The sequence below is a fragment of the Microbulbifer sp. MLAF003 genome (assembly GCF_030012965.1).
GTDB lineage: Bacteria > Pseudomonadota > Gammaproteobacteria > Pseudomonadales > Cellvibrionaceae > Microbulbifer > Microbulbifer variabilis.
The window spans coordinates 1628926-1655279 of sequence record NZ_CP120232.1 but is presented as its reverse complement, the minus strand read 5'-3'; the positions used below and the strand labels follow the sequence as shown (position 1 = coordinate 1655279).

At 52.6% G+C, this 26354-nt stretch carries 27 protein-coding genes and 4 tRNA genes; 11 read left to right on the top strand and 20 right to left on the bottom strand.

The window, feature by feature from the left end:
* Nucleotides 1-407 precede the first annotated feature (407 nt).
* The 9 genes from P3339_RS07990 to P3339_RS07950 are packed head-to-tail and all read left to right on the top strand — an operon-like array spanning nt 408 to nt 5573.
* Nucleotides 408-794, top strand: coding sequence for a hypothetical protein (locus P3339_RS07990; protein WP_282952955.1), 387 nt, complete (start codon nt 408-410; stop codon nt 792-794).
* 38 nt (nt 795-832) lie between these two features.
* Nucleotides 833-1573: a hypothetical protein gene (locus P3339_RS07985; RefSeq protein ID WP_282952954.1), complete on the top strand. Its 741-nt coding sequence runs from the start codon at nt 833-835 to the stop codon at nt 1571-1573.
* Nucleotides 1573-2073, top strand: coding sequence for a siphovirus Gp157 family protein (locus P3339_RS07980; protein ID WP_282952953.1), 501 nt, complete (start codon nt 1573-1575; stop codon nt 2071-2073). Before P3339_RS07985 ends, P3339_RS07980 begins: the two co-directional genes overlap by 1 nt.
* Before the next feature lie 51 nt (nt 2074-2124).
* Nucleotides 2125-2643 (top strand): single-stranded DNA-binding protein, encoded by a 519-nt coding sequence (gene ssb, locus P3339_RS07975; protein WP_282952952.1) that lies wholly within the window; start codon nt 2125-2127, stop codon nt 2641-2643.
* Between the two features lie 9 nt (nt 2644-2652).
* On the top strand, nt 2653-3003 hold the full coding sequence (locus P3339_RS07970) for a hypothetical protein (protein ID WP_282952951.1): 351 nt from the start codon (nt 2653-2655) through the stop codon (nt 3001-3003).
* Between the two features lie 46 nt (nt 3004-3049).
* Nucleotides 3050-3316 carry a hypothetical protein gene (locus tag P3339_RS07965; protein WP_282952950.1) on the top strand — a complete coding sequence of 89 codons (267 nt, stop codon included), beginning with the start codon at nt 3050-3052 and terminating at the stop codon, nt 3314-3316.
* Between the two features lie 24 nt (nt 3317-3340).
* On the top strand, nt 3341-4060 hold the full coding sequence (locus tag P3339_RS07960) for an ASCH domain-containing protein (RefSeq protein WP_282952949.1): 720 nt from the start codon (nt 3341-3343) through the stop codon (nt 4058-4060).
* Nucleotides 4057-4341, top strand: a complete 285-nt coding sequence (locus P3339_RS07955) for a hypothetical protein (protein ID WP_282952948.1) — start codon at nt 4057-4059, stop codon at nt 4339-4341. The genes P3339_RS07960 and P3339_RS07955 overlap by 4 nt, the downstream gene beginning before the upstream one ends.
* Nucleotides 4342-4355: 14 nt before the next feature.
* Complete coding sequence (locus tag P3339_RS07950) at nt 4356-5573, top strand: site-specific integrase (protein WP_282952947.1); 1218 nt, start codon at nt 4356-4358, stop codon at nt 5571-5573.
* A gap of 99 nt (nt 5574-5672) precedes the next feature.
* On the opposite strand, the gene P3339_RS07945 is transcribed toward P3339_RS07950, so the two are convergent.
* The 11 genes from P3339_RS07945 to uvrB all read right to left on the bottom strand — a co-directional run bounded on the left by P3339_RS07945 (nt 5673) and on the right by uvrB (nt 15905).
* Nucleotides 5673-5749, bottom strand: a tRNA-Pro gene (locus P3339_RS07945).
* 112 nt (nt 5750-5861) lie between these two features.
* A complete protein-coding gene (locus P3339_RS07940; RefSeq protein ID WP_020413346.1) occupies nt 5862-6230 on the bottom strand; it encodes a MerR family transcriptional regulator in 369 nt (122 codons plus the stop codon).
* Nucleotides 6211-6516: an integration host factor subunit alpha gene (ihfA, locus tag P3339_RS07935; protein WP_020413347.1), complete on the bottom strand. Its 306-nt coding sequence runs from the start codon at nt 6514-6516 to the stop codon at nt 6211-6213. The genes P3339_RS07940 and ihfA overlap by 20 nt, the downstream gene beginning before the upstream one ends.
* Nucleotides 6517-6644: 128 nt before the next feature.
* On the bottom strand, nt 6645-9020 hold the full coding sequence (gene pheT, locus P3339_RS07930; protein ID WP_282952946.1) for a phenylalanine--tRNA ligase subunit beta: 2376 nt from the start codon (nt 9018-9020) through the stop codon (nt 6645-6647).
* A gap of 92 nt (nt 9021-9112) precedes the next feature.
* Complete coding sequence (pheS, locus tag P3339_RS07925) at nt 9113-10126, bottom strand: phenylalanine--tRNA ligase subunit alpha (protein WP_020413349.1); 1014 nt, start codon at nt 10124-10126, stop codon at nt 9113-9115.
* Between the two features lie 193 nt (nt 10127-10319).
* On the bottom strand, nt 10320-10679 hold the full coding sequence (gene rplT, locus P3339_RS07920; protein WP_020413350.1) for a 50S ribosomal protein L20: 360 nt from the start codon (nt 10677-10679) through the stop codon (nt 10320-10322).
* A 36-nt stretch (nt 10680-10715) separates the two neighbouring features.
* Nucleotides 10716-10910: a 50S ribosomal protein L35 gene (gene rpmI, locus P3339_RS07915; RefSeq protein ID WP_020413351.1), complete on the bottom strand. Its 195-nt coding sequence runs from the start codon at nt 10908-10910 to the stop codon at nt 10716-10718.
* Between the two features lie 147 nt (nt 10911-11057).
* The gene (gene infC, locus P3339_RS07910; protein ID WP_157533488.1) at nt 11058-11597 is read right to left on the bottom strand and encodes a translation initiation factor IF-3; all 540 of its coding nucleotides are present in this window, start codon (nt 11595-11597) and stop codon (nt 11058-11060) included.
* 27 nt (nt 11598-11624) lie between these two features.
* Entirely contained in the window at nt 11625-13553 is a 1929-nt protein-coding gene (gene thrS, locus P3339_RS07905; protein ID WP_282952945.1) for a threonine--tRNA ligase, read from the bottom strand.
* A 107-nt stretch (nt 13554-13660) separates the two neighbouring features.
* Nucleotides 13661-13737, bottom strand: a tRNA-Val gene (locus P3339_RS07900).
* Nucleotides 13738-13898: 161 nt separating this feature from the next.
* Nucleotides 13899-15905, bottom strand: coding sequence for an excinuclease ABC subunit UvrB (uvrB, locus tag P3339_RS07895; protein WP_282952944.1), 2007 nt, complete (start codon nt 15903-15905; stop codon nt 13899-13901).
* Between the two features lie 241 nt (nt 15906-16146).
* Between uvrB and P3339_RS07890 the strand changes: the two genes are divergently transcribed.
* Both P3339_RS07890 and P3339_RS07885 read left to right on the top strand, forming a co-directional pair.
* A tRNA-Asn gene (locus P3339_RS07890) sits at nt 16147-16222 on the top strand.
* 46 nt (nt 16223-16268) lie between these two features.
* Nucleotides 16269-16344, top strand: a tRNA-Asn gene (locus P3339_RS07885).
* 790 nt (nt 16345-17134) lie between these two features.
* Here P3339_RS07885 and P3339_RS07880 read toward each other — a convergent pair.
* The 9 genes from P3339_RS07880 to pheA form a co-directional block, all read right to left on the bottom strand.
* Nucleotides 17135-17443: a ComEA family DNA-binding protein gene (locus P3339_RS07880; protein WP_020413355.1), complete on the bottom strand. Its 309-nt coding sequence runs from the start codon at nt 17441-17443 to the stop codon at nt 17135-17137.
* Between the two features lie 143 nt (nt 17444-17586).
* Nucleotides 17587-18297, bottom strand: coding sequence for an orotidine-5'-phosphate decarboxylase (pyrF, locus tag P3339_RS07875; protein WP_020413356.1), 711 nt, complete (start codon nt 18295-18297; stop codon nt 17587-17589).
* Between the two features lie 60 nt (nt 18298-18357).
* Nucleotides 18358-19548, bottom strand: coding sequence for a lipopolysaccharide assembly protein LapB (lapB, locus tag P3339_RS07870; RefSeq protein WP_282952943.1), 1191 nt, complete (start codon nt 19546-19548; stop codon nt 18358-18360).
* 1 nt (nt 19549) lies between these two features.
* Nucleotides 19550-19858, bottom strand: coding sequence for a lipopolysaccharide assembly protein LapA domain-containing protein (locus P3339_RS07865; protein WP_245556689.1), 309 nt, complete (start codon nt 19856-19858; stop codon nt 19550-19552).
* 107 nt (nt 19859-19965) lie between these two features.
* Nucleotides 19966-20274 (bottom strand): integration host factor subunit beta, encoded by a 309-nt coding sequence (gene ihfB / locus P3339_RS07860; RefSeq protein WP_020413359.1) that lies wholly within the window; start codon nt 20272-20274, stop codon nt 19966-19968.
* Nucleotides 20275-20415: 141 nt separating this feature from the next.
* A complete protein-coding gene (gene rpsA / locus P3339_RS07855; protein ID WP_020413360.1) occupies nt 20416-22095 on the bottom strand; it encodes a 30S ribosomal protein S1 in 1680 nt (559 codons plus the stop codon).
* Between the two features lie 168 nt (nt 22096-22263).
* Entirely contained in the window at nt 22264-22953 is a 690-nt protein-coding gene (gene cmk / locus P3339_RS07850; protein WP_282952942.1) for a (d)CMP kinase, read from the bottom strand.
* Between the two features lie 62 nt (nt 22954-23015).
* Entirely contained in the window at nt 23016-25247 is a 2232-nt protein-coding gene (locus P3339_RS07845) for a bifunctional prephenate dehydrogenase/3-phosphoshikimate 1-carboxyvinyltransferase (RefSeq protein WP_282952941.1), read from the bottom strand.
* Nucleotides 25247-26350: a prephenate dehydratase gene (gene pheA / locus P3339_RS07840; protein WP_020413363.1), complete on the bottom strand. Its 1104-nt coding sequence runs from the start codon at nt 26348-26350 to the stop codon at nt 25247-25249. The genes P3339_RS07845 and pheA overlap by 1 nt, the downstream gene beginning before the upstream one ends.
* Nucleotides 26351-26354 lie beyond the last annotated feature (4 nt).

Here is a 26354-nt window from a genome sequence, read left to right as displayed (position 1 = left end):
TTGATTAACCTTCCTTGTGCAGTCGGCATCCGGATAAGACGCCGCACCTCACAGCTCCGCCTCAAGCAACGCCAAGTTGCAGAGGCGCTTGGGGTATCTCGTAGCTTTGTATCTGACCTCTATCGGGTAGGAAACGAGGTTTGAGCTTTGAGCAACTCACGAGACTATGCACGCTACTTAACATCAGCTCAGATGAGCTTCTTGGCCGCTCCCCTAGTCACTTCAAGCTAACCGATTCTCAAGTTGACAGGCTCATTGCAGACATTGAGCTCAGTATTCGGAAATCACTAGAAAATAACCAATCAGAAACATAGGCGTAAAAAGCAACTAGTTTGTTATGTAATCTATTGCAAATGTTTATGTTTAACATAAACTTTACATAAACAAGATTACAAAGAGCTTCAGCCATGCACTCCTCCAACTCAACGATTCCCACCGATGACGCTCTTAGACGTTTCGAGCGCCATCAAGACTCTCTACCAGATGAAACTGCAGCCGATACTGAGCGTATTGAATCTGGTATTGCTGACTACTTCCTAACGCAGATATTTCTTAGCAACCACCGCCTCAATAAATTCGAAGCTGATTATCTCAACCGCTTTATTGAAATCGCCATGGACAACGTTAACGAAGACAACCTTGGTGAATTCTTAAAAGAGTGCAAAACGGATTCTTGCGAGGGTGGAGTTAAAGGCTCCAAGTTTGCTGATAAGTGTGCAAAGCAAGTTGCAAAAGAGTTCCGTGAGGAACTGGAGCCTTTAGCAATTGAATATGGATATGTCCTAGCGGCTTGATGTTTAAGCCTCCCTCTCTAATCGCAGGAGTGAGCAAAATGTTTGAGAACCTAAGCATCTGGCAGCGAGTAAAGAAAACTGACGCTCGCTTTGTAAAAGAGTCAACGCTAGAAGGCCGCAAAACTGCCAGCATCAACCATATTGCCATGGTTGAGAAAGCTACTGAGATATGGGGACCGATCGGCATTCACTGGGGCTACGAAATCGCTGAAGAGCGTGACGACCAGGGAGCCCCAATAATTCAGGACGGTCAAGTAATCGGCCACAACCTCACCCACACAATCAGGCTACGCCTCTGGTACAAAATTGACGGGGAGCGCGGCCACGTGGAGAACTATGGCCATACACCCCGCATCTATTGGTCACACAAAAATAAGTATTTTGTCGAAGATAAAGAGGCAGCCAAGAAGTCTCTTTCTGACGCCCTAAAAAAGTGCTTTTCATTCCTCGGCTTCTCCGCAGATATCTACAGCGGTGAATGGGATGACCCCGAATACCGCCAAGAGCGTCAGTTAAAAAGCCAAATCGACAAAGCGGAAGACAAAGACTCCGCACGAGACAAGCAAGCTAAAGAGCTTACCGAGTACGTCCAGAAACACCTCGAGACACTGAAAAGCTCTCGTCGTCTTCATGAGGCCGCCGGAATATTCAAAACCTCAATCAAACACCTTGAGCGGCAAGGAAATATGCCACACCTCACTGATGTCGCCAAAAAAGGAATTACCGCTCTCACCCAAACCTACGAAGCACAAAAGGAAAGCCTCAAAGGAGCTGCATAATGACCGCCTTAAAACTCTATGAAATCACCGACCAAGCCCGCGAGCTGAAGCAACTAGCCGAAGATAACGACATGACGCCGGCAGACATTGCCGACACTCTGGAAGGTATCGAACTTGAATTCAATGAGAAGGCTATCCAGATAGGAAATCTCCTCATGAACTTCACCCCCTTCGAAAAGGGGCTTGATGATGAAATTAAGCGGTTACAAGCCAAGAAAAAAGCTCTGCAAAACCGCCGCAATTCAATCACCGAATATCTCAGCTTCAATATGCAGGAATGCGGAATCAAGAAAATTGAATGCCCGGTGTTCACGATCTCTCTCAAGAAGGCCGCACCTAAGGCTGAGATTGAGAATGAAGATGCCCTACCCGGTGAATTCGTCACCGTGAAAAACACATTCACACCCGACAAGAAAGCCATATTGGCCGCCCTGAAAAAAGGCCAGGAAATTCCAGGGGCACGGTTGGCCGAAGCCAGACCTGCCTTACAAATACGTTAGCGCGTGGGTCTTGCGCCGCTAGTACAGGGCGCTTTTTTGAAGGAGCCAATCATGGCTAGAGGAATCAACAAAGTAATTCTTATCGGCAACCTGGGTAGTGACCCAGAAACTATGTATGCGCCCAGCGGTGGAGCTGTAACCAAAGTTAGTCTAGCTACTAGCGAAAGCTGGAAGGATAAGCAGACCGGCCAGCAGCAGGAGCGCACCGAGTGGCACCGCGTGGCGTTCTTTAATCGTCTTGCAGAAATAGCCGGGGAATACCTGCGTAAAGGTTCAAAAGTTTATATCGAAGGCTCACTTCGCACGCGAAAGTGGCAGGACAAGAATACAGGTCAGGACCGCTACACCACTGAGGTTGTCGCGGCTGAAATGCAGATGCTTGACGGTCAGCAGAATGGTGCGCAGCAGGGTCAGGGATTCCAACAGCCCTCCCCTATGGCCCCACAAAACCAACCACAACAAAGACCGGCACAAGGTCAAGGAGCACACCAAAACAGGCAGCAGCCACCTAATTCCATGGATGGAAGGAGTGATTTTAACCAAAGTTTTGATGACGACATTCCCTTTTAGGAGAGAGTTATGAGTGACTTTTGGAGAGAGCGCTATTCATGGATGTCGGAGGGCCAATGGAAGTGCTTTGAAATGCTCTGCGATTTATTTGGTGGAGCACATCACTTAAGTAGCAAAGTAAAGCCCCACGGCAGCGGCATCGAGATTAATGAGAACGCTTTCGGCAGGTTTGCAACCTTTGATTTCGACCATCTTACCCGTGGAGTTGTCATGGCTCATGACCGGGCAATCAGATTTGCAATTGAGCCAAGCGGCCCAGGTTTACTAAAGCTAATCCTTCACTTCCGTGGATGCAGAACAGGTCGAATGTATCAGAGGCACCCAACCATGGAAGAAGCTATTGAGACTGTACGGAAATAATCACACCAACCTGGGCCGCTAGTTCAGGGCCCCTAAAGGGGTTCACATGGAAATTTCAAAACTACCTCTCAATAAGCAGGCTACAGCAGTAGTAGCAGAAGTAAAAAAATTCCTTTCTACATTCCAGGTTTTAAAAAACCGGAAACCCGAAAGAGTCGCCGTTAAGTCAGATAAATTTCAAATGATTCAGCGCGCTGTAGTTGCTGAATTAAGAAGACAAAACAAAGGAACTGCATCTGCAAAGGAAATTACCGCCCCTAATACTCTGAGTATGGAAGGGGTTCAGATTTATCCGTTTGCGGCATTAACTTAATAAATAGTTTTTGAGGGACATGCGATGGAACAGTTAATGATAAATTCAGCCATAGCAGAAAAACCAATCTTATTTAATGGGGATATGGTGCGCGCAATTCTGGATGGCCGTAAAACCCAAACGCGCAGGCTCATAAAGCCTCAGCCATTTAATGGCTTAAGCAATAAGGAAGCTATCAAACAAATTGGTGGTTTACCTGCGGGCCGCTCTTTATATCAAGAGATAAACAGTGCCTGGCAAAGCAGGTTTGTCGACATCAACTGCCCTTTGGGTGAGCCTGGTGACCGCCTGTGGGTGCGCGAAACCTGGAAACCTTCCATTTCTCATTCGTGCGCAATGGACACCTGTGACTGCGAGGATGTGCAGGTCGAGTATTTAGCAGATGGTAGTTTTGAATTCTTCAGAGATGAAGATATCGCAGAAAACTGGACCATGCCCCAGTCAGCCCAGGAAGGAAACGATACCCCCTCAATCCACATGCCCCGCTGGGCCAGCCGTATCACTTTAGAAATAACTACCGTTCGCGTTGAGCGTATTCAGGATATTAGCGAGGAAGACGCAAAAGCCGAAGGTGTGGACGGCCCAGAATCCGCAGCCGCTCAATTTTGTGGTTGGTATGAGAAGCCACTCCCTGCATTCCGCAGGCTTTGGGAATCTATCTATAGCAGTGACAGTTGGGACCAAAACCCCTGGGTATGGGTTATTGAATTTCGCAGAATTAATCAGGCAGAGGTGGCTGCATGAAAGCACAAACCGGAGTTGTTGAGGGCGGCCAGCAAAGGGCGCCCCAAAGCATCAATCAACTGATGTACTGGAAAGATTGGGTTAGAGAGAGCTTTGCCGGAACCCAGCCCGCACGCGAGACCGTTATAAAGTGGGTTTCAACTGGTGAAGTTGCTGGGCGCTGGTTAGGCGATAGATTATATATTTACCGAAACGGGTTTCACGACCCTTACACAATACGCACGGAAGAGCGCACGGCGGTAGATGCAGAGCCAATCTCACCGCTACTCGCACGCAGATAACACGGAAGAAAATAATGGCTAGACCAAAAAAACCTAGATATGTAGACGGTCTGGAGTTGCCAGAAAATCTTTATACCGACCCCAAAAAGCGGGCAAACTATTGGCGCTATTTACGCCCAGATGGTTCCAGTCTCACATTCCACGGCACAACAGCCGAAGCGATTCGTCAGGCAAAACAGGCCAACCGACAGCGCGACCTCTATGAGCGTCAGCCAGCTACAACGGATACCGTTTGGACTGCGCGAGCAGGAAGCCTGCTAGACCGCTACAGCGACTGGGTTGCCTGGATGGAGCTAAACCACCCCAAACAGGCCACAGCTTCACGCTGGAACCAGAAGCGCCGCTATGTTGAGCGTATGTGTGAACAGCTTAATAACCCTATGCCGCACGAGCTGACACTAACCATGGTTCGCGAATGGTGGGAATCGCAGGATTATCACCCTCAGCGTAATAGCCGCGCCGCTCTTCGCAGTTTCGTTAATTATTTAATGCTCGAAGGTACAGTTCCGAAACTCACATTTAACCCATTCAACACCAGCGACGAAGCCCCCAAATTAATACCGCGGCAGCGTCCTGCAAAAGTGAGACAAAGGCTAACTCTGCAAGACTTCTGGCAAATACACGATATGGCCGGTGAACTGGGTTATACAGGGCTCCAAATTGCTATGGACCTCTCGCTCCTCACTACCATGAGACGCGGCGATGTGTGCAGCTTACGACTGGACGAGCATGTTACGGATGCCGGTATTGATAAAGGGGTAGATAAATCAATCAACCAGAGAGGCGAGGAAAGAGCCACATATCTGCGCTGGTCCTACAGCCAGCACCCTGGGTTGCGTCAAGTCATCAACCGGGCCCGGCAGCTATCTCTGCAAAACTACCGCTGTCCGTTTGCGGTCTCGTATCAACCAAAGAAAAGGCAACCCAGGGCGAAGCAAGATGAGCATTGGTGCAGGCTGATGCCTGCAAGGCTATCAAATCAGTTTAAGGAAGTACGTGATGCCGCAGGAGTTCGCCAGGACTTGCCAAGTAGCGCCAGGCCAACCTTTCACGAAGTCCGCGCTCTAGCCTCTCACCTACTGAAGAAGTCCGGCCATAGCTCAGAGAAAATTGCAGAAATATGCGCCCATACGGATGCGGAAATTACTGAGAAGTTTTATCTCGGAGGACATGAGCGGGAATACAAAGAAGTGGGTATAAGCATCGACCCGAAATTACTAATGCGGAAGTGATTGAGAGTTTTTGTACGGGGTTTTTGTACGCTTGGGAATTGGTTTTTGTACGCTCAATCTCGAAAACTGGCTGAAAGCCGCATGAGATATAGAGAAAGATGGTCGGAGCGGCCGGATTTGAACCGACGACCACCACACCCCCAGTGTGGTGCGCTACCAGGCTGCGCTACGCTCCGATTTTGAAAAATCGCTCACTTCGCTAAGTGATTGATTTTTAAAGACATCGTATTCCGATGTGGCGTGAATCATACCGGACTAGCAGTGGATTGCAAGCCCGGATTAGCGATTTTAGAAATTATTTTCCCCTTCCAGCAGGGCTACCACATCTTTCAGTTCTGCAATCACTTCTGGCAGTACCTGCTGTAGTTGTACCACTTCTGCCCGCTCGCTGCCGGTCTCTATCTGCAGGCGGGCCCCTCCAATGGTATAGCCCTCTTCGTACAGGAGCGCACGAATCTGGCGGATCATGATGACATCCTGATGTTGGTAATAACGGCGATTACCACGGCGCTTTACAGGCTTCAGCTGCGGGAATTCCTGTTCCCAGTAACGCAGGACATGGGGTTTAACGGCGCATAATTCACTCACCTCTCCAATGGTGAAATAGCGCTTTCCAGGAATTGCAGGTAGCTGAGCGTTATTGCTCGGTTCCAGCATATTCTTCTACTCGTGCCTTGAGTTTTTGCCCTGGTTTGAAGGTAACTACCCTGCGGGCTGAGATGGGAATTTCTTCGCCGGTTTTCGGGTTACGGCCTGGCCGCTGGCTTTTGTCGCGCAGGTCGAAATTGCCAAAGCCCGAGAGCTTGACCTGCTCGTTATTTTCCAGCGCATTGCGGATTTCCTCGAAGAAGTACTCGACGATCTCTTTCGCTTCGCGCTTGTTAAAGCCCAGCTCTTCGTACAGTTTCTCGGCGAGCCCGGCCTTGGTCAGTGCCTCTGTCATTGGATCCTACCAATTGATTCAGAGGCGTCGACTCCAGATCGGAAGCGGCCCAAACCGCGGCGGCTTCAACCCGGTAGCAGACGCTCTCGGGGTGCAATTCAGCCTGCACCCGAGAGCATCATGCCCTGCTAGCGCAGACTAGCGTTATATTTTTCTTCTAGTTTTCCGACCACCGCATCTATAGCGGCATTGATTTCGTCGTCATTAAGGGTGCGCGACGAATGCTGAAAGGTCAACCCCAAAGCGACACTTTTTCTATTTAAATCAATGCCTTTGCCCTGGTAGACATCAAATATTTTGAGGTCGGTCAAGGTTTCGCCGGCTACTTCGACGGCGGTTTCCACCAAGCTGGCGGCAGGAACATCGGCATCGATCAATAAAGCCAGGTCGCGACGCACTTCCGGGAACTTGGATAGCGGGCGGAATGCAGGCACTTTGCCCTCTCCGATCGCTTCCAGGCTCAGCTCAAATACGAAGGCAGGCTTGGACAGATCCAGCTTCTTCTGCAGCTGAGGGTGCAGAGCGCCAATAACCCCTACTTCGCGGTCGCCGCGCATGATCTTGGCGGTTTGGCCTGGGTGCAGCGCGGGGTGCTGGCCGGCAACAAAGCGGAACTCATTGGCGGCGCCAGTGCGTGCCAGCAGGGCTTCCACGTCAGCTTTCACATCATAGAAATCCACACTGTCTTTACTGCCCGTCCAGTTCTCTGCATAACGGTTGCCATAAGCCAGGCCTGCGATCATCTGCTCTTGCTGCAGCTCGGCGCCAGGTACAAAACGCAGGCCGGTTTCAAACAGGCGCACGCGGTTCTGCTGGCGGTTGAGGTTATATTGCAGAGCTTTACAGAGGCCTGCCAGCAAGGTGGTACGCATAACCGCAAGTTCGGCACTGATCGGGTTTTGCAGGGCCACCGGGTCGGCTTCCGGATCAAACAGAGCGGCGTTGTCGCTATCGATAAAGCTGAAAGTGATCGCTTCGTAGTAACCGCGGCTCAGCAGGGTTTGCTCGAGGTTGTCCTGGGCAACCATGCTCTCTGGGCGCGGGGCAATTTCCAGTTCAGCGGTAAAGCTTTCGCTGGGGATACGGTTGTAGCCATACACACGGGCCAGCTCTTCCAGCAGATCTGCTTCGATGGCGATATCGAAACGGAAGCTGGGTGCGAGGAAAGTCCAGCCTTCATCATTCTGATCGATCTTTTCCAGTCCCAGACGGGTGAGGATATCGACGATTTCGTCATCGGCCAGCTTGATGCCCAGGCCCAGCTCTACCCGCGCGCGGCGCAGGGTGATATGACGCTCGGCGGGCATGGTTTCAGTCAGCTCGCGCAGATGTACTGGGCCGGGCTCGCCGCCAACAATATCCAGCAGCAGCTGGGTAGCGCGCTCAACCGCTTTCTCTTGCAGGTGGTAGTCCACGCCCCGCTCAAAGCGGTGGGAGGAATCCGTGTGCAGGCCGTAGGAGCGGGCCTTGCCGGCAATCGCCAGCGGATTGAAGAAGGCGCTCTCCAGAAAGATATGCTGGGTACCTTCGGTAACAGAGGAATCCAGGCCGCCCATAATACCGGCCATCGCCAGGGGCTTTTCTTCGTCGGCAATAACCAGGGTGCCTTCCTGCAGTTTTACTTCCTGGCCATCCAGCAGAGTCAGTTCTTCACCGTGCTCAGCCATACGCACTTTGATACCACCGGAGAGTTTCTCCAGGTCAAAGGCGTGCATGGGTTGGCCGAGTTCCAGCAGGACGTAGTTGGTGACATCCACTACCGGGTCGATGCTGCGCAGGCCGCTGCGGCGCAGGCGCTCCTGCATCCACAGAGGAGTTTGGGCTTTGATATCGATATTGCGAATTACCCGGCCTACATAGCGTGGGCAGGCAGATTCCGCCAGCAGGGATACCGGCAGGCTTTCTTCAATCTGCTGGGGTACCGGGGCAATTTCAGGGCCCTGAACGGCGCAGCGGTTCAGCACGCCCACTTCGCGGGCAATACCGGCAACACCGAGGCAGTCGGAACGGTTCGGGGTGAGATCCACTTCGATGGTCTCATCATCCAACTGCAGGTATTCACGCAGATCGGTACCGGTGGGTGCGTCTTCCGGCAACTCCCAGATACCGTCGTTGTCTTCGCCCAGCTCCAGTTCGGTTTGCGCACAGAGCATGCCAAAGCTCTCTACACCGCGCAGCTTGGCTTTCTTGATTTTAAAATCGCCCGGTAGCTTGGCGCCTACCAGGGCAAAAGGAATTTTGATACCCACACGCGCGTTGGGAGCACCGCACACCACTTGCATTTCACCTTCAGGGTGACCGGCTACTTTACAGACGCGCAGTTTGTCTGCATCCGGGTGTTGTTCACAGGCGATAATCTCACCCACAACCACTCCGGAAAAATCACCCGCTACTTTTTCTATGCCATCCACTTCCAGGCCGGCCATGGTGATTTGATCGGCCAGTTCCTGAGTGGTGAGTTCCGGGTTTACCCATTCCCGCAACCAGGAGTTGCTGATTTTCATAGTTGATCTCTTTCTGTATTCCGTCAGCGCAGCTCTGTGCGCATTTTGCCTGGGGCCTTTCGCCACGCAGGCCTACACAATTCGATTTTGGCTTAGAACTGTTTCAAGAAGCGCAGATCGTTATCGAAGAACAAGCGCAGGTCGTTAACGCCGTAGCGCAGCATGGCGAGGCGCTCGATACCAATACCGAAGGCAAAGCCCGAGTATTTTTCACTGTCGATATCGCAGGCGGCAAATACGTTCGGATGCACCATGCCGCAGCCGAGAATTTCCAGCCAGCCAGTGCCGGAACACACGCGACAACCTTCGCCACCACAGGCGGTACATTGGATATCCGCTTCTGCAGAAGGCTCGGTGAACGGGAAGTAAGACGGACGGAAACGCACCGGTACTTCCGCTTCGAAGAAGGCACGCAGGAACTGGTCGATGGTGCCTTTCAGGTGGGCGAAGCTGATGTTCTCGCCGATTACCAGGCCTTCCACCTGGTGGAACATGGGCGAGTGGGTGACATCGGAATCACAGCGGTATACGCGGCCCGGGCAGATAATACGCAGCGGCGGAGACTTTTTCTCCATGGTGCGGATCTGCACTGAGGAGGTGTGGGTTCTCAGTACGGTGGTGGGGTCCACATAAAAAGTGTCGTGCATCGCGCGCGCTGGGTGGTGCGCGGGAATATTCAGGGCTTCGAAGTTGTAGTAGTCCTGTTCGACCTCCGGGCCGTTCTCAACAGAAAATCCGATACCGGCAAAGAATTCTTCTACGCGCTTTAAGGTGCGGGTAATCGGGTGAGCATTGCCCTGCTCTTCACCGCGCCCCGGCAGGGTGACATCTATGGTCTCTTCCGCCAGCTTGGCATTGATGGCCTCTTGTTCCAGCCTATTGCGCCGCGCGTTAATTTTTTCCTGAACCTGCTGCTTGGCTTCGTTGATCTTGGCACCCGCCGCCGGGCGCTCCTCAGCAGACAGCTTACCCAGGCCTTTCAGCAGTGCCGTCAGCTGGCCCTTTTTGCCCAGGTAATCAACACGCACCTGATCCAGTGCGGCGAGGCCGTCGGCCTTCTCCACCAGCTCCATTGCCTGCTCGGTGAGGGACTGCAAATCTTGCATCGAACTGTTCCCGTTTGAATCCAACTTCGATTAATTTTTTCTGCTTTGTTCGGCCGGTGCTCTCTGCACCGGAGGGGTCTACCCCAGGTACCGCCACCGGTAAAAAATAGCGGAAACCCCATAAAAAAATAGGGAAGGGCCGCTACAGCCCTTCCCTATTTTAAGTATTCAGTTTTACAACTGAAGTGACAGCTTACGCTGCCAGGGCTGCCTTAGCTTTTTCAACTACGGCAGCAAAAGCGGCTTTATCGTAAACAGCCAGATCAGCCAGTACACGGCGATCCAGTGCGATGTCCGCTTTCTTCAGACCTGCGATCAGGCGGCTGTAGCTCAGGCCTTCTGCACGGGACTGGGCGTTAATACGGGTAATCCACAGAGCGCGGAAGTTACGCTTCTTAACGCGACGGTCACGGTATGCATACTGACCAGCTTTAATAACTGCCTGCTTGGCAACGCGGAATACGCGAGAACGCGCACCGTAGTAACCTTTAGCCTGCTTCAGAATCTTCTTGTGACGACGACGCGCCTCTACACCACGTTTAACACGGGCCATACTTCTATCCTCTTAAACCTTTGCGATTTGGACCAATTACTTGGCGCGCAACATACGATCGACCAGACCGGCATCAGACTTGTTCATAGTCTGGGTGCCACGCAGCTGACGCTTACGCTTGGTGGTCATCTTGGTGAGGATGTGGCTCTTGTTAGCGTGCTTGTGCTTGTAGCCCGCAGCCGTCTTCTTGAAGCGCTTGGCAGCGCCACTATGAGTCTTTGCTTTCGGCATTTTGTACTCCAAAGTGAATAATCGCCTGTAAAACAGGCACCTTTAGTAACTGCCGATAACCGGGGTTATCGGCACTGCGAGAGTGGGGAGGCAGCCGTCGCCCAACCACTTCTCAAAAGGAGACCTCGGGAATGACTTCCCCAAACCTCACTTTTTCTTTTTGCTAGGAGCAAGAACCATCAGCATCTGGCGACCTTCCATTTTGGGTCGCTGCTCTACAATGGCCAGCTCTTCCAGGTCCTTCTCGATGCGCTGCATCATTTCCATACCCAGCTCCTGGTGGGCCATTTCACGGCCACGGAAGCGCAGGGATACTTTGGCTTTGTCACCCGCTTCCAGGAAGCGGACGAGATTGCGCAGCTTGATCTGGTAGTCACCGATATCGGTGCCCGGGCGGAATTTCATTTCCTTGATCTGTTGCTGCTTCTGTTTCTTCTTGGCGGCATTCTTGGCTTTCTTGGCCTCGAATACGTGCTTGCCATAGTCCATGATCTTACAGACTATCGGCGTGGAGTCCGGGGCAATTTCAACGAGATCCAGGCTGGCCTGTTGCGCAGCCTCGAGCGCCTCCTCCAGGGAGACAATGCCCACCTGCTCGCCATCAGCACCTATCAGGCGGAGTTCTGACGCTTCAATCTGATCATTTATGCGGGCCTTTTTGGACCGTCCCTTAGTGTCTCGTTTAATAGCTATGGTCTCCCAGTTGCCAAGTTGTTATGCATTATCTTCTGTCAAACGACCGCGACGACTAACGTCCTGCTCAAGGATCTCAAGGAATGACTCATACGTCATAGCTCCCAGATCTTCACCGCTACGGGTGCGAACAGCCACAGTCTGACTTTCCACTTCCTTATCGCCGATCACCAGCAGATAAGGAACACGCTGAAGCGTGTGCTCGCGGATTTTAAAGCCGATCTTCTCGTTTCTCAAGTCAGCTGTGGCGCGGTATTGCTGCTCACTCAGGCGGGCTTGCAAATCGCGACAATAATCAGCCTGGCGATCGGTGATATTCATGATCGCCACCTGCTGCGGTGCCAGCCAGGTTGGGAATGCACCTTCGTAGTGTTCAATCAGAATTCCGATAAAGCGCTCGAAGGAACCCAGGGCTGCGCGGTGCAACATTACCGGCGACTGGCGCGAACCATCTTCAGCAACATATTGTGCATCCAGACGGCCCGGCATAGAGAAGTCCACCTGAATGGTGCCGCACTGCCATACACGGCCGAGACAGTCTTTCAGGGAGAATTCAATCTTGGGTCCGTAGAAGGCGCCTTCACCCGGCAGCTCTTCCCAGGGCAGGCCCGCGGCATCCAGCGCATCGGCCAGGGCTTTCTCCGCCTTATCCCAGCTTTCATCGGAACCTACACGCTTCTCCGGGCGAGTGGAGAGACGGTAAATAACATCATTAAAGCCAAAGTCTTTGTACACTGAGTGCAGCAGATCCATAAAGTCAGAAACCTCTGACTGGATCTGATCTTCGCTACAGAAGATATGGCCATCATCCTGTACAAAACCGCGCACGCGCATCAGGCCATGCAGGGAACCGGAGGGCTCGCTGCGGTGACAGGAACCAAACTCCGCCAGGCGCAGCGGCAGGTCGCGATAGCTGCGCAGGCCTTGATTGAACACCTGTACGTGACAGGGGCAGTTCATCGGTTTGATGGCGAACTGACGCTCCTCACTGGTGAGGGTGAACATGTCATCGGCAAATTTGTCCGCATGACCGGACTTGCGCCACAGGCTGAAATCCACCAGCTGCGGGGTTTTGATTTCTTTGTAGCCGAATTCGCGCTGGCGACGACGCATGTACTGCTCGATAGTGCTGTAAATAGTCCAGCCGTTCGGATGCCAGAACACCATGCCGGGTGCCTCTTCCTGGATATGGAAGAGGTCATATTTCTTGGCCAGCTTGCGGTGGTCGCGCTTCTCTGCCTCTTCAATACGACGCAGGTAAGCCTTCAATTCTTTTTTGTTGGCCCAGGCGGTGCCGTAAACACGGGTCAACATTTCATTGTTGGAGTCACCGCGCCAGTAGGCACCGGCCACTTTGGTTAACTTGAAGGCTTTCAGCCTTCCAGTGGAGGGCACGTGTGGTCCGCGACACAGATCTTCGAAATCACCCTGGCGATATAAAGAGATATCTTCATCGCTGGGAATGCTGTCGATAATCTCAGCCTTGTACTCTTCGCCCATATCGCGGAAGTATTTCACCGCTTCTTTACGGGGCATCAAGCGGCGGGTAACCGGAATATTTTCCTTGACCAGCACTTCCATTCGCTCTTCGATCTTCTCGAGATCCTCTGGCGTAAACTGACGCTCGTAGGCGAAGTCGTAGTAGAACCCATCTTCAATAACCGGGCCAATAGTGACCTGGGCGGTGGGGTACAACTGCTTGACTGCCTGTGCCAGCAGGTGTGCGGCGGAATGACGGATCACTTCCAGGCCTTCCGGCTGACGATCTGTGATGATAGCCAGATTTACATCGCGATCGATGATGTAGCTGGTATCAACCTCTTTACCGTCAACTACACCGGCAAGTGCAGCTTTGGCCAAACCTGGACCGATATCTGCAGCAACATCGTGTACGGAAACCGGGGCGGAAAATTCTCGACGGGAACCGTCGGGGAGAGTAACAACGAGCATTGTATGTCCTTTCTCTCAGTGGCGATCCCTACCAAAGACCGCATGAAACTATCCATGAAATCGTTCATGGAACTATTGATCCGGATGGGCCAGCCATCCTTTATAGATGGTAGACCCGAGCGGATTTGAACCGCTGACCTCTGCCATGTCAAGGCAGCGCTCTAACCAACTGAGCTACGGGTCTAAAACTCTGCAGCGGGGGAACCCAGTGCTGCGAAGAGCGCGAACTTTAGCACCGCTTTTCAGTGTTTTCAACAACTTACTGAACTTTTGTGTGATTAAAATTAAGGCCGTGAACCCTGCAAATCGGGCTGAGATGATTGCAGAATACAGCCCGGCATTCACCTATTCCGCCTCCTTCAGACGGGAGATCTCATCGCGCAATTTGGCTGCGGATTCAAACTCCAGGTTCTTGGCGTGCTCGTACATCTGCTCTTCAAGCTCACTGATTCGCGCCCAGCGCTGCTTGTCAGACAACGGCTTGGCATCAACTTTATAAGCACCCTTCCCTTCGGCCACCTTACGCTTGTTTTTCGGCACGCCGGGCGCCACAGCTCCTTCAAGAATGTCCGCCACACTTTTGCGAATCCCTTTGGGGGTAATGCCATGCTCTTGGTTAAAGGCGAGCTGCTTCTCACGGCGGCGGCGGGTCTCCTCGAGAGCCCGCTCCATAGAGCCTGTCACCTTATCCGCATATAGAATAGCCCGCCCCTCAAGGTTACGCGCAGCGCGGCCAATAGTCTGGATCAACGAGCGATCTGAACGCAGAAAGCCTTCCTTATCTGCATCAAAGATGGCTACCAGCGCTACTTCAGGCATATCCAGACCTTCTCGCAGAAGGTTAATACCCACCAATACATCAAATTCACCGATACGAAGATCCCGAATAATCTCTACCCGCTCTACGGTATCAATATCAGAATGCAGGTAGCGTACACGCACCCCATTCTCAGCCAGATACTCAGTCAAATCCTCGGCCATTCGCTTGGTCAGCACGGTAATAAGGACTCGCTGGTCTGCATCTGCGCAGCGGTGAATCTCTGACAGGGCATCATCCACCTGGGTTAGGGCCGGGCGAATCTCCACCTCTGGGTCAACAAGCCCGGTTGGCCGCACTACCTGCTCAACCACCTGCCCTGCGTGATCACCCTCGTAGGGCCCCGGTGTCGCCGAGACAAATACCGTCTGCGGAGCCAGGTGCTCCCACTCTTCAAACTTCAGGGGGCGGTTATCCAGGGCGGAGGGGAGGCGGAAACCGTATTCCACCAGGGTCTCTTTACGCGAGCGGTCCCCCCGGTACATGCCGCCAATCTGCGGGACGGTTACATGGCTTTCATCAATAAACAGCAGGGAATCATGGGGCAAATAATCAAACAATGTGGGGGGCGGCTGGCCGGCATCACGCCCGGACAGGTAGCGGGAATAGTTCTCTACGCCATTGCAGTAACCCAGCTCCTGCATCATCTCCAGGTCATACCGGGTGCGCTGATCCAGTCGCTGGGCTTCCAGTAATTTATTGTTACCGCGCAACTGATCAAGGCGCACCCGCAACTCTTCCTTGATGTGATCAATAGCACTGACGATGGTTTCCCGAGGGGTTACATAGTGAGACTTCGGGAAGATAGTGACCCGGGGAACCTTCTTGAGCTGTTCACCAGTAAGGGGGTCAAACAGGGTAATATCTTCAATCTCCTCATCAAACAAGGAGAGGCGCACCGCTTCCATATCGGAATCTGCCGGGTAGACATCGATAATATCGCCGCGCACACGGTAGGTCGCACGGCGGAAGTCTGCATCGTTACGAGTGTATTGCAGCTCCGCCAGTCGGCGTAGAATCGTACGTTGATCGACCAGGTCACCACGATCCAGGTGCAGTACCATCTTGAGGTACTTATCCGGGTCTCCCAAACCATAAATAGCTGACACTGTAGCAACCACTACCACGTCTCGCCGCTCAATCAGGGCTTTGGTGGCGGAAAGGCGCATCTGCTCAATATGCTCGTTTACCGACGCATCCTTCTCTATAAAGGTATCCGAGGATGGCACGTAAGCTTCGGGCTGATAGTAGTCGTAGTAGGAGACGAAGTACTCTACAGCATTCTTGGGGAAGAACTCTTTAAACTCACCGTAAAGCTGGGCAGCCAGCGTCTTGTTGTGAGCCATCACTATCGCCGGACGCTGCAGGCGCTCAATAATGTTGGCCATTGTGAAAGTCTTGCCCGACCCAGTGACCCCCAGCAATGTCTGATGGCTAAGGCCATCATTAATCCCTTCTGCCAACTGCTCAATTGCCACCGGCTGATCGCCGGCCGGGCTGTAGCTACTCTCTACCTTGAACGGACGCGACTCCATACACTCACCCAACCATCAATCCAAAAAACAGAATGCGATTGTAGGCCCTCCTCAAAGACCCCACAAACCCGAAAGACCTGTCACACCTCACCTCTCCCGCTATTACCCGATATCTTTTTGCGTACAAATCGAACAAATAATTTCCTGACAAATCAATTAGTTAAATCGAAAAAAAGAGTTGACCTGCCCAAAAGTGCTCTATAATATACGCGCCATCTCGACGGCACAGCCGTTAAGAAATTCCGCCTTAGCTCAGTTGGTAGAGCAAATGACTGTTAATCATTGGGTCGCTGGTTCGAGCCCAGCAGGCGGAGCCAAATTTCTAAGCGCAGCTTAATTTGCGCTATACAAATTAGATTAAATTCCGCCTTAGCTCAGTTGGTAGAGCAAATGACTGTTAATCATTGGGTCGCTGGTTCGAGCCCAGCAGGCGGAGCCAAACAAAAACCCCACACGGTACAAAAACTGTGTGGGGTTTTTTCTTTACTGTAAACTGAAAATCTTATCCCTCAATTAAAGCCCCAACTACCGCCAGGGCGATTCGCAGGCCTGACCATCAGCAAGCCCTAGCCACCTCATGAAGTCGCTTAACCGGCGCCTTGCCCTCAGGCGGAGAATCCTGACGCCGCTGCGCCCAGGCCATATCCACCAAACTCTGCCTTGGCGAATAATCCCCGACTGCCTCACGCAAGATTCGGTGGATTTCTTTGCAATCATGCCGCAAACAGGCCTGACGCAACTCGCCAAGTAAAACCTGAAGGGCTTTTGGTACAAGGCAATCTTCGGCTCGGCAACGCACATGATCACCGGGTGATAAAAACCCAGAAAAAGATATCAAAGACTCACACCGAGAAGGATACTTTACTCTGGCGAGGGTTATGAACACGATGAATTGCCCCACAACCCCTACGGACGACCCGCTATGTTAGAGGCATTGATACAACCACAAGCAATAGCGGATAACAATTACACACACAACAGGAAGCAGCCAACCCATCAATAGGCGCTGCTAACGCCTACCACCAATACAATTTACAATATTCTATCGATACGCCGTAGAAAGGACTAAGCAAACTACATGGTAGCGAAGCCCAAGGAAAGCATCAGGACACAACCCTTAAACCCGAAGCAAAAGGCCTGACCTGCTAGCGCACCCAAATTAAAACCGGGCCCAACTGGGCACCAGTTGAATGCCCGGCAATAGCTAATAACGGACAGCTTTCCAAATACTAAAGGCGAATCCTCTCCTTGTTTTTCTTAAGTGTCGTCGCGCCGATACCCTTTACATTCAACAACTGATCAATAGAAGTAAAGGGGCCATGTTTCTCACGATACTCTATGATTAACTGCGCCCGAGCCTCCCCTATGCCATCCAGCTTTTCAGCCAGCTCAACGACTGATGCACTGTTTATATTAACCTCTGATATCAATTGTTTTGCAGCTTCAACCTCTCCATCATCTGCAAAAACCATCACCGGCTGGCAAAGTGCAAAAGTTAGTACAAATACAGCAGAAAGTAATACGCGAAAGTTTGTCATGATTGACTCCAAGTGAAAGTGTTTTTTGTTTCACATTGGGACTGCCAATACTTCCCCAAGCCGCACCATGATAACTATGCGCCGAGCTCAAACTCACTTAGCACTAATTACACCACATCACATACGACCAAAGTAATCAAAGCTTACTTACCTGAAACTTCGGTCAAAATACCCTGTAGTGCCTCTAGCGGATTTGCAGATGCGGTTATCGGGCGCCCAATAACGAGATAGTCAGAACCTTCCGCAATAGCTTCAGAAGGTGTCAATGTGCGGCGCTGATCCCCAGCATCACTCCCAGCCGGGCGAATACCGGGAGTCACCAAGGCAAACTCCGGCCCACAGGCCAGCTTAAGAGCGCTCGCTTCACGTGCAGAACACACAACCCCATCAAGACCGCAGGCTTTGGCCTTCTCTGCCAAACCCACTACATGATCTTTTAGTGATTTTTCAACTCCCGCGGCTTTCAGTTCCTCTGGAGTGGTGCTTGTTAATACAGTTACCCCGATTAGTAGTGGCTTACTATCGCCAAACTCTTCAAGAGCTTCAGAGGCCGCTCTCATCATGCGCTCGCCACCACTGGCATGTACATTGACCATCCAGACACCCAGGCGCGCTGCGGCCTTCACCGCAGAGGCCACAGTATTTGGAATATCGTGAAACTTTAAATCGAGAAAAACCTCAAAACCTCGCTCTACAAGAGCCCGAACCACATCGGGTCCAGCAATGGTAAAAAGCTCTTTACCTACTTTTACCCGGCAAAGGGCCGGATCAAGCTGGCCCGCCATAGCCAGGGCCGCTTCTTTATTGTCATAGTCGAGAGCGACAACGATTGGAGAGGAAACTTGAGAGCGCAAAGAAATACCTCATATAAATTTCATTGGTACATTGATTGAGCAAAAGACAAGCAGCCGGAACTACTCACCTTCGATACCCTTGACCGAACGGACAGAGTCCCAGTGCTTGCAACTGGGGCACAGCCAATGCAATTGATTGCCGGAAAAACCACAATTACTACATCGATAATGGGGGCGGTTTGCGATCAATTGATCAACCAGCGTTTTTAACAGGGAGAGATTTTCTCTCGCTCTACCTTGTGCCGTGCCAATATACAAATCAAGAAAACGCCCCAGCCCTCGCAAAGAAGGGCGCAAAGCCAATTGCTTACCCATAAACGCTGCCGCAGCGGCTTCGCTATCCTGCTCCTGGATTCGCTCAGCCAGTGCTATTAATACGCTATTCGAGGGGTGCTCCTTTAGGAGGGACTCCAGATACCGATCCAGGCCTCGGCCATCATCAAGCTCTCCATAACACGTCAGGAGAAGCTCCAGAATCTCCGGAATATAGTCAGGGCTCTGCTTGGGGATCCTCTGCAAGACCTTGATGGCATCACGCTGCTTGCCGAGTAGATACTCCAGGCGCGCCCAAAGCAAACAGGCCCGCACTGAACTGCGATCATACCCCAGGGCTGCATCTAAATGTTTACGCGCACTGAGGTAGTCCTTAGCAGCAATCGCCTCCTCTGCCAACTCACAGCAAAAATGTGCCTGCACTGGCGCCCAATCAGCAGATAAGCGCTTAAATCGGCGGCCATGCAACAAGTTGACGGCATGAATTGCTTTGGCCCACTCGCGCTCATCCCGATAGACTTCTACTAAGTGCTCAAGACTGGTTGTACGCAGCTCCTGGGAAGTTTCTACCAGTTCCTGCAGCAGGCGTTCAGCACGGTCGAGCCACCCCGCAGCAATATAATCACAAGCCAGTTCGAACTGAGCCTTATGCTGACTCTGCCTGGATAGACTGGGACGCGCCAACAAATTTTGGTGCACTCTTATTGCCTGATCGTACTCACCCCGCCTTCTCAAAAGATTCCCCAATGCCAAATGGGTATCAAAAGTGGCCGGGCTGACCTCAAGCGAGTCAATAAATTTATCAATACTATCGTCGTGGTGTTCGCTGAGCAGGTAATTCAGCCCCTGCGCATAGGAACGAGCCAGGGATTCTTCCTGCTCGCTGAAGTCCGGCTTCTTTTTGGAGCTGCCTCGCCCCAGCATCCAGCCTATGGCGATGGCTGCCAGCAGGAAAAAGAAATAGGCGAAATCGAGCAAATCAGTCTCCGGATACCTTGCGGTGAGCAGCCTGAAGCTCTCGCTCCATTTTCTTTAACTGTCTACTCAACCCCCTTACCCGGCGACGCTGCGTAAAGAGAGGTAGCAGGCTAGCCAAAACTCCCAGCAAAATCCCCAAAAGCAGCATTGCGATAAGCCAAACTCCCACACTGCCAGAAAATGGGGAGTACCCTGCGATAACCGGTGAAATAATTTGGGGATTTTCCACTGATATATAGATGCCGAGGGCGACACACAGAAGGGCCACAAAGCCAAGAAAAACGTGCATCAACCAACGCAAGAATGACAAGGGAACCTCCACGTTCCACTAGATAGCTTTATTAAGAAGCCACAGAGACTATTCAGGAAAATCACATGATGCAGAGCGAATCACAATCAGCCGCTGCCGAGGTGTAATCATACCCCGATCCCTGCCTCATCGTGCATACTCCGATTGACTCTGTCGCGCAGTTCCTTACCAGGCTTGAAGTGAGGAACATATTTGCCCGCCAAGTCCACGGCATCCCCGGTTTTAGGGTTCCGCCCTGTACGTGGTGCCCGGTAATGTAATGAAAAACTACCAAAACCTCGTATTTCTATCCGCTCACCCTGGGAGAGCGCGTCAGACATGGAGTCCAACATAACTTTGACTGCCAGCTCTACATCTTTTACCGGCAGCTGATCCAACCTCAACGCAATCCTTTCGATCAGTTCGGATTTGGTCATGTGCCCCGCAACCTTTCTAAGTCATTGATTATTTTGGAGTAGAGCAGCAATCATCTAATAGAAAGCCGGACTGGGCAACCCCAGTCCGGCTTTCGGGTCACTCCAAATGCTTCATCTGGAGCTCTAAACAATCAAAGATAATCAGTCTTTGTTGTTCATCTGCGCCTTGATCAGGTCACCGATAGTAGCGGGCTGAACCTGCTCAGACTGCTTCTTACTGTGATCCTTGATAGCTTGCTTCTCGTCATCCTGGTCTTTGGCTTTGATAGACAGGCTGATCACACGGTTCTTGCGATCCACACTGGTGATCTTAGCTTCTACCTCTTCACCTTCTTTCAGGACATTGCGAGCATCTTCAACCTTATCTCGGCTGATTTCAGAAGCGCGCAGAACGCCTTCTACTTCGTTCGCCAGGGTGATTACTGCCTGCTTAGCATCAACTTCCTTAACAGTACCTACAACGATGCTGCCGCGGTCGCTGGTAGAAACGTAGTCGGAGAACGGATCGGACTCCAGCTGCTTGATACCCAGGGAGATGCGCTCGCGCTCGGAGTCGATACCCAGGATAACAGTCTCGATTTCGTCGCCTTTCTTGAACTTGCGTACGGCTTCTTCGCCAGCTTCGTTCCAGGAGATGTCGGACAGGTGCACCAGACCGTCGATGCTGCCGTCGAGACCGATAAAGATACCGAAATCAGTGATGGACTTGATCTTACCGGAGATCTTGTCACCCTTAGCGAATTTACGCGCAAAGGCATCCCACGGGTTTTCCTGGCACTGCTTGATACCCAGGGAGATACGACGACGCTCTTCGTCGATATCCAGGATCATCACCTCTACCTCGTCGCCCACCTGGACAACTTTGGACGGGTGGATGTTCTTGTTGGTCCAATCCATTTCGGAAACGTGTACCAGACCTTCCACACCTTCTTCCAGCTCGGCGAAGCAGCCGTAGTCGGTCAAGTTGGTTACAACCGCCTTCACGCGGCTGTTTTCTGGGTAACGCTGCTTGATGGATACCCAAGGATCTTCGCCCAGCTGCTTCAGGCCCAGGGATACACGGCTGCGCTCACGATCGAACTTCAATACTTTTACTTCGATCTCGTCGCCAACGTTCACGATCTCGCTCGGATGCTTGATGCGCTTCCAAGCCATATCGGTGATGTGCAGCAGGCCATCGATACCGCCCAGGTCCACGAAAGCACCATAATCGGTCAGGTTCTTCACGATACCCTTGATGCTCATGCCTTCCTGCAGGCTTTCCAGCAGTGCTTCACGCTCTTCGGAAGTCGCAGCTTCCATTACCGCGCGACGGGAAACAACAACGTTGTTACGCTTGGAGTCCAGCTTGATAACTTTGAACTCGAGCTCTTTACCTTCCAGGTGCGCGGTGTCGCGAACCGGACGAACATCAACCAGAGAGCCGGGCAGGAATGCGCGGATATTGGCAACGTCAACAGTAAAGCCACCCTTAACCTTGCCACTGATAACACCTTTAACCACTTCGTCAGCTGCGTGGGCTGCGTCGAGGATTTTCCAGGCTTCAGCGCGCTTGGCTTTTTCACGGGACAGACGGGTTTCACCGAAACCGTCTTCCACAGCTTCCAGGGCAACCTGTACTTCGTCGCCCACCTGCAGCTCAACTTCGCCCTTGTCATTGGCGAACTGTGCGGCAGGGATAACACCTTCAGACTTCAGGCCCGCGTGAACGGTTACCCAGTCTTTGTCTACGTCAATTACAACACCGGTTACAATAGCGCCCGGTGCCATTTCAACGCTTTTCAGGCTCTCTTCAAATAGTTCAGCAAAGCTCTCGCTCATTACATTACCTATAGTGCTGGGCCCAGCCGTTGGTAACTGTTGAGTTTAGTCAACCGCCAGCCGTGACCCCAACCGCGTTGCCAGCACGCGGGTCGGATTACAACAACGGCCGGGCAATTCTGGCTGATCCCGGCCGTTATCGTTAGTAAACTATGTGCTGCTCAAACTTCAGGACGAAATTCGATCCTGTATCAAATCGAGCACCTTTTGGAGAACTTCATCGATACCCACCCCTGTGCTATCGAGCTCTACCGCATCCTCAGCGGGAGCCAGGGGAGAGGCTTTTCTATTCATATCCTGTGCATCACGGGCACGGATGTCCTCCAGCAGGTCGCGGAGGCTAACAGAAACACCCCTCTCCCGCAACTGCGCCTCGCGACGCCTGGCGCGCTCCTCGGCGCTGGCTGTCAGGAATACTTTGACTGGCGCGTCAGGAAACACCGTAGTCCCCATATCCCTGCCATCTGCAACCAGGCCGGGAGACAGACGAAAATCTCGCTGCCGCTGCAATAAAGCGGCCCTCACTCCAGGAATTGCAGCCACAGATGATGCAGCCATACTAACCCGCTCCATCCGAATATCATCAGTGACCTCGCGCCCATCAAGAACCACCCGCAGCTTACCTTCACTCACAGCAAAGTGAACATCCAAGGCCTTTGCCACCTGAGTGAGCGCCTCCTCATCAGCCAGGTCTACCCCCTTATCAAGAGCAGCCAGAGCCGCAGCCCTATACAGGGCGCCAGAATCAAGCAAGGTAAAGCCCAGGCGGTCCGCCAGCAGCTTGGCTATAGTGCCCTTCCCCGAGCCACTAGGGCCATCAATTGTGACTACCGGCGGCAGCCTGTTCGAATCACTCATATCTTCTAATAAAACTCTACTTCTGAAATAACTGCGCGAACTGCGAGGTTTCCAAATTCCCCCTAAGCCAACTGAAGCTTTAAGCCAGCCTCCGTCGCCAGTTCGGCAAAATTTGGAAATGAGGTAGCCACGTTGGCGCAATGAAGGATGCGGATTGTATCTTTTGCGCGCAATGATGCCACTGCAAAGGCCATGGCAATACGGTGGTCCCCCAGGCTATCAACTGTCCCACCAGAGAATACGTTTTTCTCGCCAGTACCCTGAATCACAATACCATCAGGGGTTGCCCTGGCCGACACCCCCAGCGCCGCCAACCCATTCGCCATTGCCTGAATGCGGTCGCTCTCTTTAACACGCAATTCCTCTGCCCCGGTCAGCACAGTCTCTCCCTCTGCACACGCAGCGGCAATAAACAGGGCCGGAAACTCATCAATAGCCAGTGGCACCAGGTCTTCTGGAATGCGAATGCCTTGCAGTGGGGCATAGCGAATCCGTATGTCCGCTACTGGCTCTCCACCCACCTCTCGTACATTTTCGAGCTCAATATCAGCCCCCATAGCCCGCAAAATACTTATTACGCCGTCTCGCGTCGGGTTGATCCCCACATGCTCCAGCACAATATCTGAACCAGGAGAGATAGCCGCTGCCACCATAAAGAAAGCAGCGGAAGAGATATCTGCTGGCACATCAATACGGCAGGCCGCCAAAGCCCCTCCGCCACAAACACTTGCCTTAGCGCCGTTTCGCTCTACTACATACCCAAAACCTTGCAACATACGCTCGGTATGATCTCGGGTAGGCGCCGGTTCCACAGTAGAGGTTTCGCCATCAGCGTAGAGCCCAGCGAGGAGCACAGCGGATTTCACCTGGGCACTAGCCATCGGCAACGGGTAGTTGACCCCTGCCAGCTGCCCACCGCCTTTGATCAAAAGCGGTGGGCGCCCTTCCGGCCCGGTTTCAATATTTGCACCCATCTCCCGCAACGGATTGGCCACCCTATTCATGGGGCGCTTGGAGAGAGACTCATCGCCTGTAAGGGTCACATCAAAGTCCTGCCCGGCAAGCAGTCCCGCCAGCAGCCGCATGGAGGTACCTGAATTACCCAAGTACAAGGGCCCCGGAGGTGCCTTCAATCCGCGCATACCCACGCCGTGGATAATTACCCGACCATCGTGCGGCCCCTCTATCACCACTCCCATATCACGAAAAGCCTGTAAAGTCGCCAGCGCGTCCTCCCCTTCAAGGAAACCCTCCACCTGCGTCACCCCTTCTGCCAGGGAGCCCAGCATAATGGAACGGTGTGACATCGACTTATCTCCAGGTACCCGGAACTTGCCTGTGACCTTGGCAGCAGGCTGTGCAATAAAAGTAATTTCCTGTGCTTGCATAGAATCTGAATACGCTTGTTTCGCCAACATTTTTGTAAAGTGATCCCGGGCCGCTTTGGCTCGGGTGAAGACACCCATCAGCGCCGCACTATCGCCGGAGGCAATGGCACTACGTAAAGATGAGAGATTGAGACTGTAGAGATCGATTGCCTTTAAAATGGCATCCCGGTTAGCCAGCATAATATCTCGCCACATGACCGGGTCACTGGAGGCAATTCGAGTGAAGTCGCGAAAACCACCGGCTGCATAGCGAAAAATATTTTCATTTTCTGCATCGTGCGCAAGAGTGTCCACGAGACTAAAAGCGATGACATGAGGAAGGTGGCTGGTCGCCGCCAATACCTCATCATGCTCCTCCACTGGCATTTTAAGCACTTCAGCACCAGCCGCCTGCCAAGCCAGCTCCACCAGCTGCAAATGACTCGTATCGGTTTCCGGCAGCGGAGCAAGAATAACCCGATGATCGCGATAAAGATCATCCCTGGCCGCTGTCACGCCACTTTTCTCTGACCCGGCAATAGGGTGGCCCGGAACCAGGAAATCGGGCATTCGCCCCCATACCTTTTTTGCCGCAACTACCACACTACCCTTAACGCTGGCAGCATCTGTAGCGGTTACCCCATTTGGCAAGGCCCCTTTAAGTTGAGCAAACACCGACTCCACCGCAAGCGTGGGTACCGCGACAAAAACCAGGTCGCCAGGCTCAAGCTCGGGTAGCACTTCCTCGAGACGGGTGCTGGCTCGGTCGACAATGCCCAACCTTCTAGCCTGCTCACAGGTTTCAGCGTTAGGAGCAACACCAATAACCTCCCGGCAGGCACCTGCTGCCTTTAGCGCCAGAGCAAAACTTCCACCAATAAGGCCAATCCCAATAACCAGCAGCCGGCCAATTTGCTCTTGCTCCATCAGAGTACACCGCGCGGATAGGAGCCCAGCACCTTCAAGTCGGAGGCACAAGCCCCAACCTCTCTCAAGGCTGCAGAGATTCCATCTGCATCCCGGTGGCCTTTAAAATCAATAAAGAACACATAAGTCCAGTTACCTGATTGAGACGGGCGGGTTTCCACACGGGTCAAGTCGATACTGTAGCGACGGAACGGTTCCAGAAGATCATGCAATGCACCCGGCTCGTTGCGCATGGATACCATCAGGGAGGTCTTATCATCCCCGCTGACTGGAACCTGCTGCGTACCAATAATCAGAAAGCGGGTGGAGTTGTCCGGGCGGTCCTCAATCTTTTCCGAAAGAACCTTCAGGCCGTACAAATCAGCCGCCATGTCACCGGCAATCGCCGCAGTATTCCACTCCCCCTTAACTCGTTTGGCCGCATCAGCATTGCTGGACACAGCCACCCGCTCCACATTGGGGTAATGGGCATCAAGCCATTTGCGGCACTGCGCCAGACTTTGCGCATGGGAATAAATACGGGTGATTGACTCAGGCCGTGTTACATCCGAGATCATCAAGTGATGGTGAATCCGCAACTCCACCTCTCCGCAAATACTCAGATTGGAATTCATGAAGTTGTCCAGAGTGTGGTTGATCACACCCTCGGTAGAATTCTCAACGGGCACCACGCCATAGCTCACCGCCCCCGCTTCCACCTCTCGAAACACTTCATCGATAGCGGCGAGCGGGCGGCTTTTGGCCGAGTTGCCAAAATGCTTCAATGCGGCCTGCTGGGTAAAAGTACCCTCTGGCCCCAGATAAGCCACCTTGACCGGCTCTTCTAACGCGAGGCAGGCTGACATAATTTCACGGAACAATCGCGCCATTTCCTCATTGGTCAAGGGCCCTGGATTGCGCTCCATAGCCTTGCGCAACACCTGCGCCTCCCTCTCGGGCCGATAATACAGCGCGTCTTCACCAGTTGCCTTTTTCACCTCTGCAACCTCCAGCGCACAGCGCGCCCGCTCACTAATAAGCTGGGCGATCTCGGCATCAATGCCATCTATACGGTTGCGCAGCTCTAATAAGCGCTGGTCGCCACTAGTAGTTTCCTCTGTCATTCGC

Bases quoted from the DNA above. Each gene is read 5' to 3' on its own strand.
- P3339_RS07990 (WP_282952955.1), top strand. From the start codon at position 408: ATGCACTCCTCCAACTCAACGATTCCCACCGATGACGCTCTTAGACGT.
- P3339_RS07985 (WP_282952954.1), top strand. From the start codon at position 833: ATGTTTGAGAACCTAAGCATCTGGCAGCGAGTAAAGAAAACTGACGCT.
- P3339_RS07980 (WP_282952953.1), top strand. From the start codon at position 1,573: ATGACCGCCTTAAAACTCTATGAAATCACCGACCAAGCCCGCGAGCTG.
- ssb (WP_282952952.1), top strand. From the start codon at position 2,125: ATGGCTAGAGGAATCAACAAAGTAATTCTTATCGGCAACCTGGGTAGT.
- P3339_RS07970 (WP_282952951.1), top strand. From the start codon at position 2,653: ATGAGTGACTTTTGGAGAGAGCGCTATTCATGGATGTCGGAGGGCCAA.
- P3339_RS07965 (WP_282952950.1), top strand. From the start codon at position 3,050: ATGGAAATTTCAAAACTACCTCTCAATAAGCAGGCTACAGCAGTAGTA.
- P3339_RS07960 (WP_282952949.1), top strand. From the start codon at position 3,341: ATGGAACAGTTAATGATAAATTCAGCCATAGCAGAAAAACCAATCTTA.
- P3339_RS07955 (WP_282952948.1), top strand. From the start codon at position 4,057: ATGAAAGCACAAACCGGAGTTGTTGAGGGCGGCCAGCAAAGGGCGCCC.
- P3339_RS07950 (WP_282952947.1), top strand. From the start codon at position 4,356: ATGGCTAGACCAAAAAAACCTAGATATGTAGACGGTCTGGAGTTGCCA.
- P3339_RS07940 (WP_020413346.1), bottom strand. From the start codon at position 6,230: ATGCTGGAACCGAGCAATAACGCTCAGCTACCTGCAATTCCTGGAAAG.
- ihfA (WP_020413347.1), bottom strand. From the start codon at position 6,516: ATGACAGAGGCACTGACCAAGGCCGGGCTCGCCGAGAAACTGTACGAA.
- pheT (WP_282952946.1), bottom strand. From the start codon at position 9,020: ATGAAAATCAGCAACTCCTGGTTGCGGGAATGGGTAAACCCGGAACTC.
- pheS (WP_020413349.1), bottom strand. From the start codon at position 10,126: ATGCAAGATTTGCAGTCCCTCACCGAGCAGGCAATGGAGCTGGTGGAG.
- rplT (WP_020413350.1), bottom strand. From the start codon at position 10,679: ATGGCCCGTGTTAAACGTGGTGTAGAGGCGCGTCGTCGTCACAAGAAG.
- rpmI (WP_020413351.1), bottom strand. From the start codon at position 10,910: ATGCCGAAAGCAAAGACTCATAGTGGCGCTGCCAAGCGCTTCAAGAAG.
- thrS (WP_282952945.1), bottom strand. From the start codon at position 13,553: ATGCTCGTTGTTACTCTCCCCGACGGTTCCCGTCGAGAATTTTCCGCC.
- uvrB (WP_282952944.1), bottom strand. From the start codon at position 15,905: ATGGAGTCGCGTCCGTTCAAGGTAGAGAGTAGCTACAGCCCGGCCGGC.
- P3339_RS07880 (WP_020413355.1), bottom strand. From the start codon at position 17,443: ATGACAAACTTTCGCGTATTACTTTCTGCTGTATTTGTACTAACTTTT.
- ihfB (WP_020413359.1), bottom strand. From the start codon at position 20,274: ATGACCAAATCCGAACTGATCGAAAGGATTGCGTTGAGGTTGGATCAG.
- rpsA (WP_020413360.1), bottom strand. From the start codon at position 22,095: ATGAGCGAGAGCTTTGCTGAACTATTTGAAGAGAGCCTGAAAAGCGTT.
- cmk (WP_282952942.1), bottom strand. From the start codon at position 22,953: ATGAGTGATTCGAACAGGCTGCCGCCGGTAGTCACAATTGATGGCCCT.
- P3339_RS07845 (WP_282952941.1), bottom strand. From the start codon at position 25,247: ATGGAGCAAGAGCAAATTGGCCGGCTGCTGGTTATTGGGATTGGCCTT.
- pheA (WP_020413363.1), bottom strand. From the start codon at position 26,350: ATGACAGAGGAAACTACTAGTGGCGACCAGCGCTTATTAGAGCTGCGC.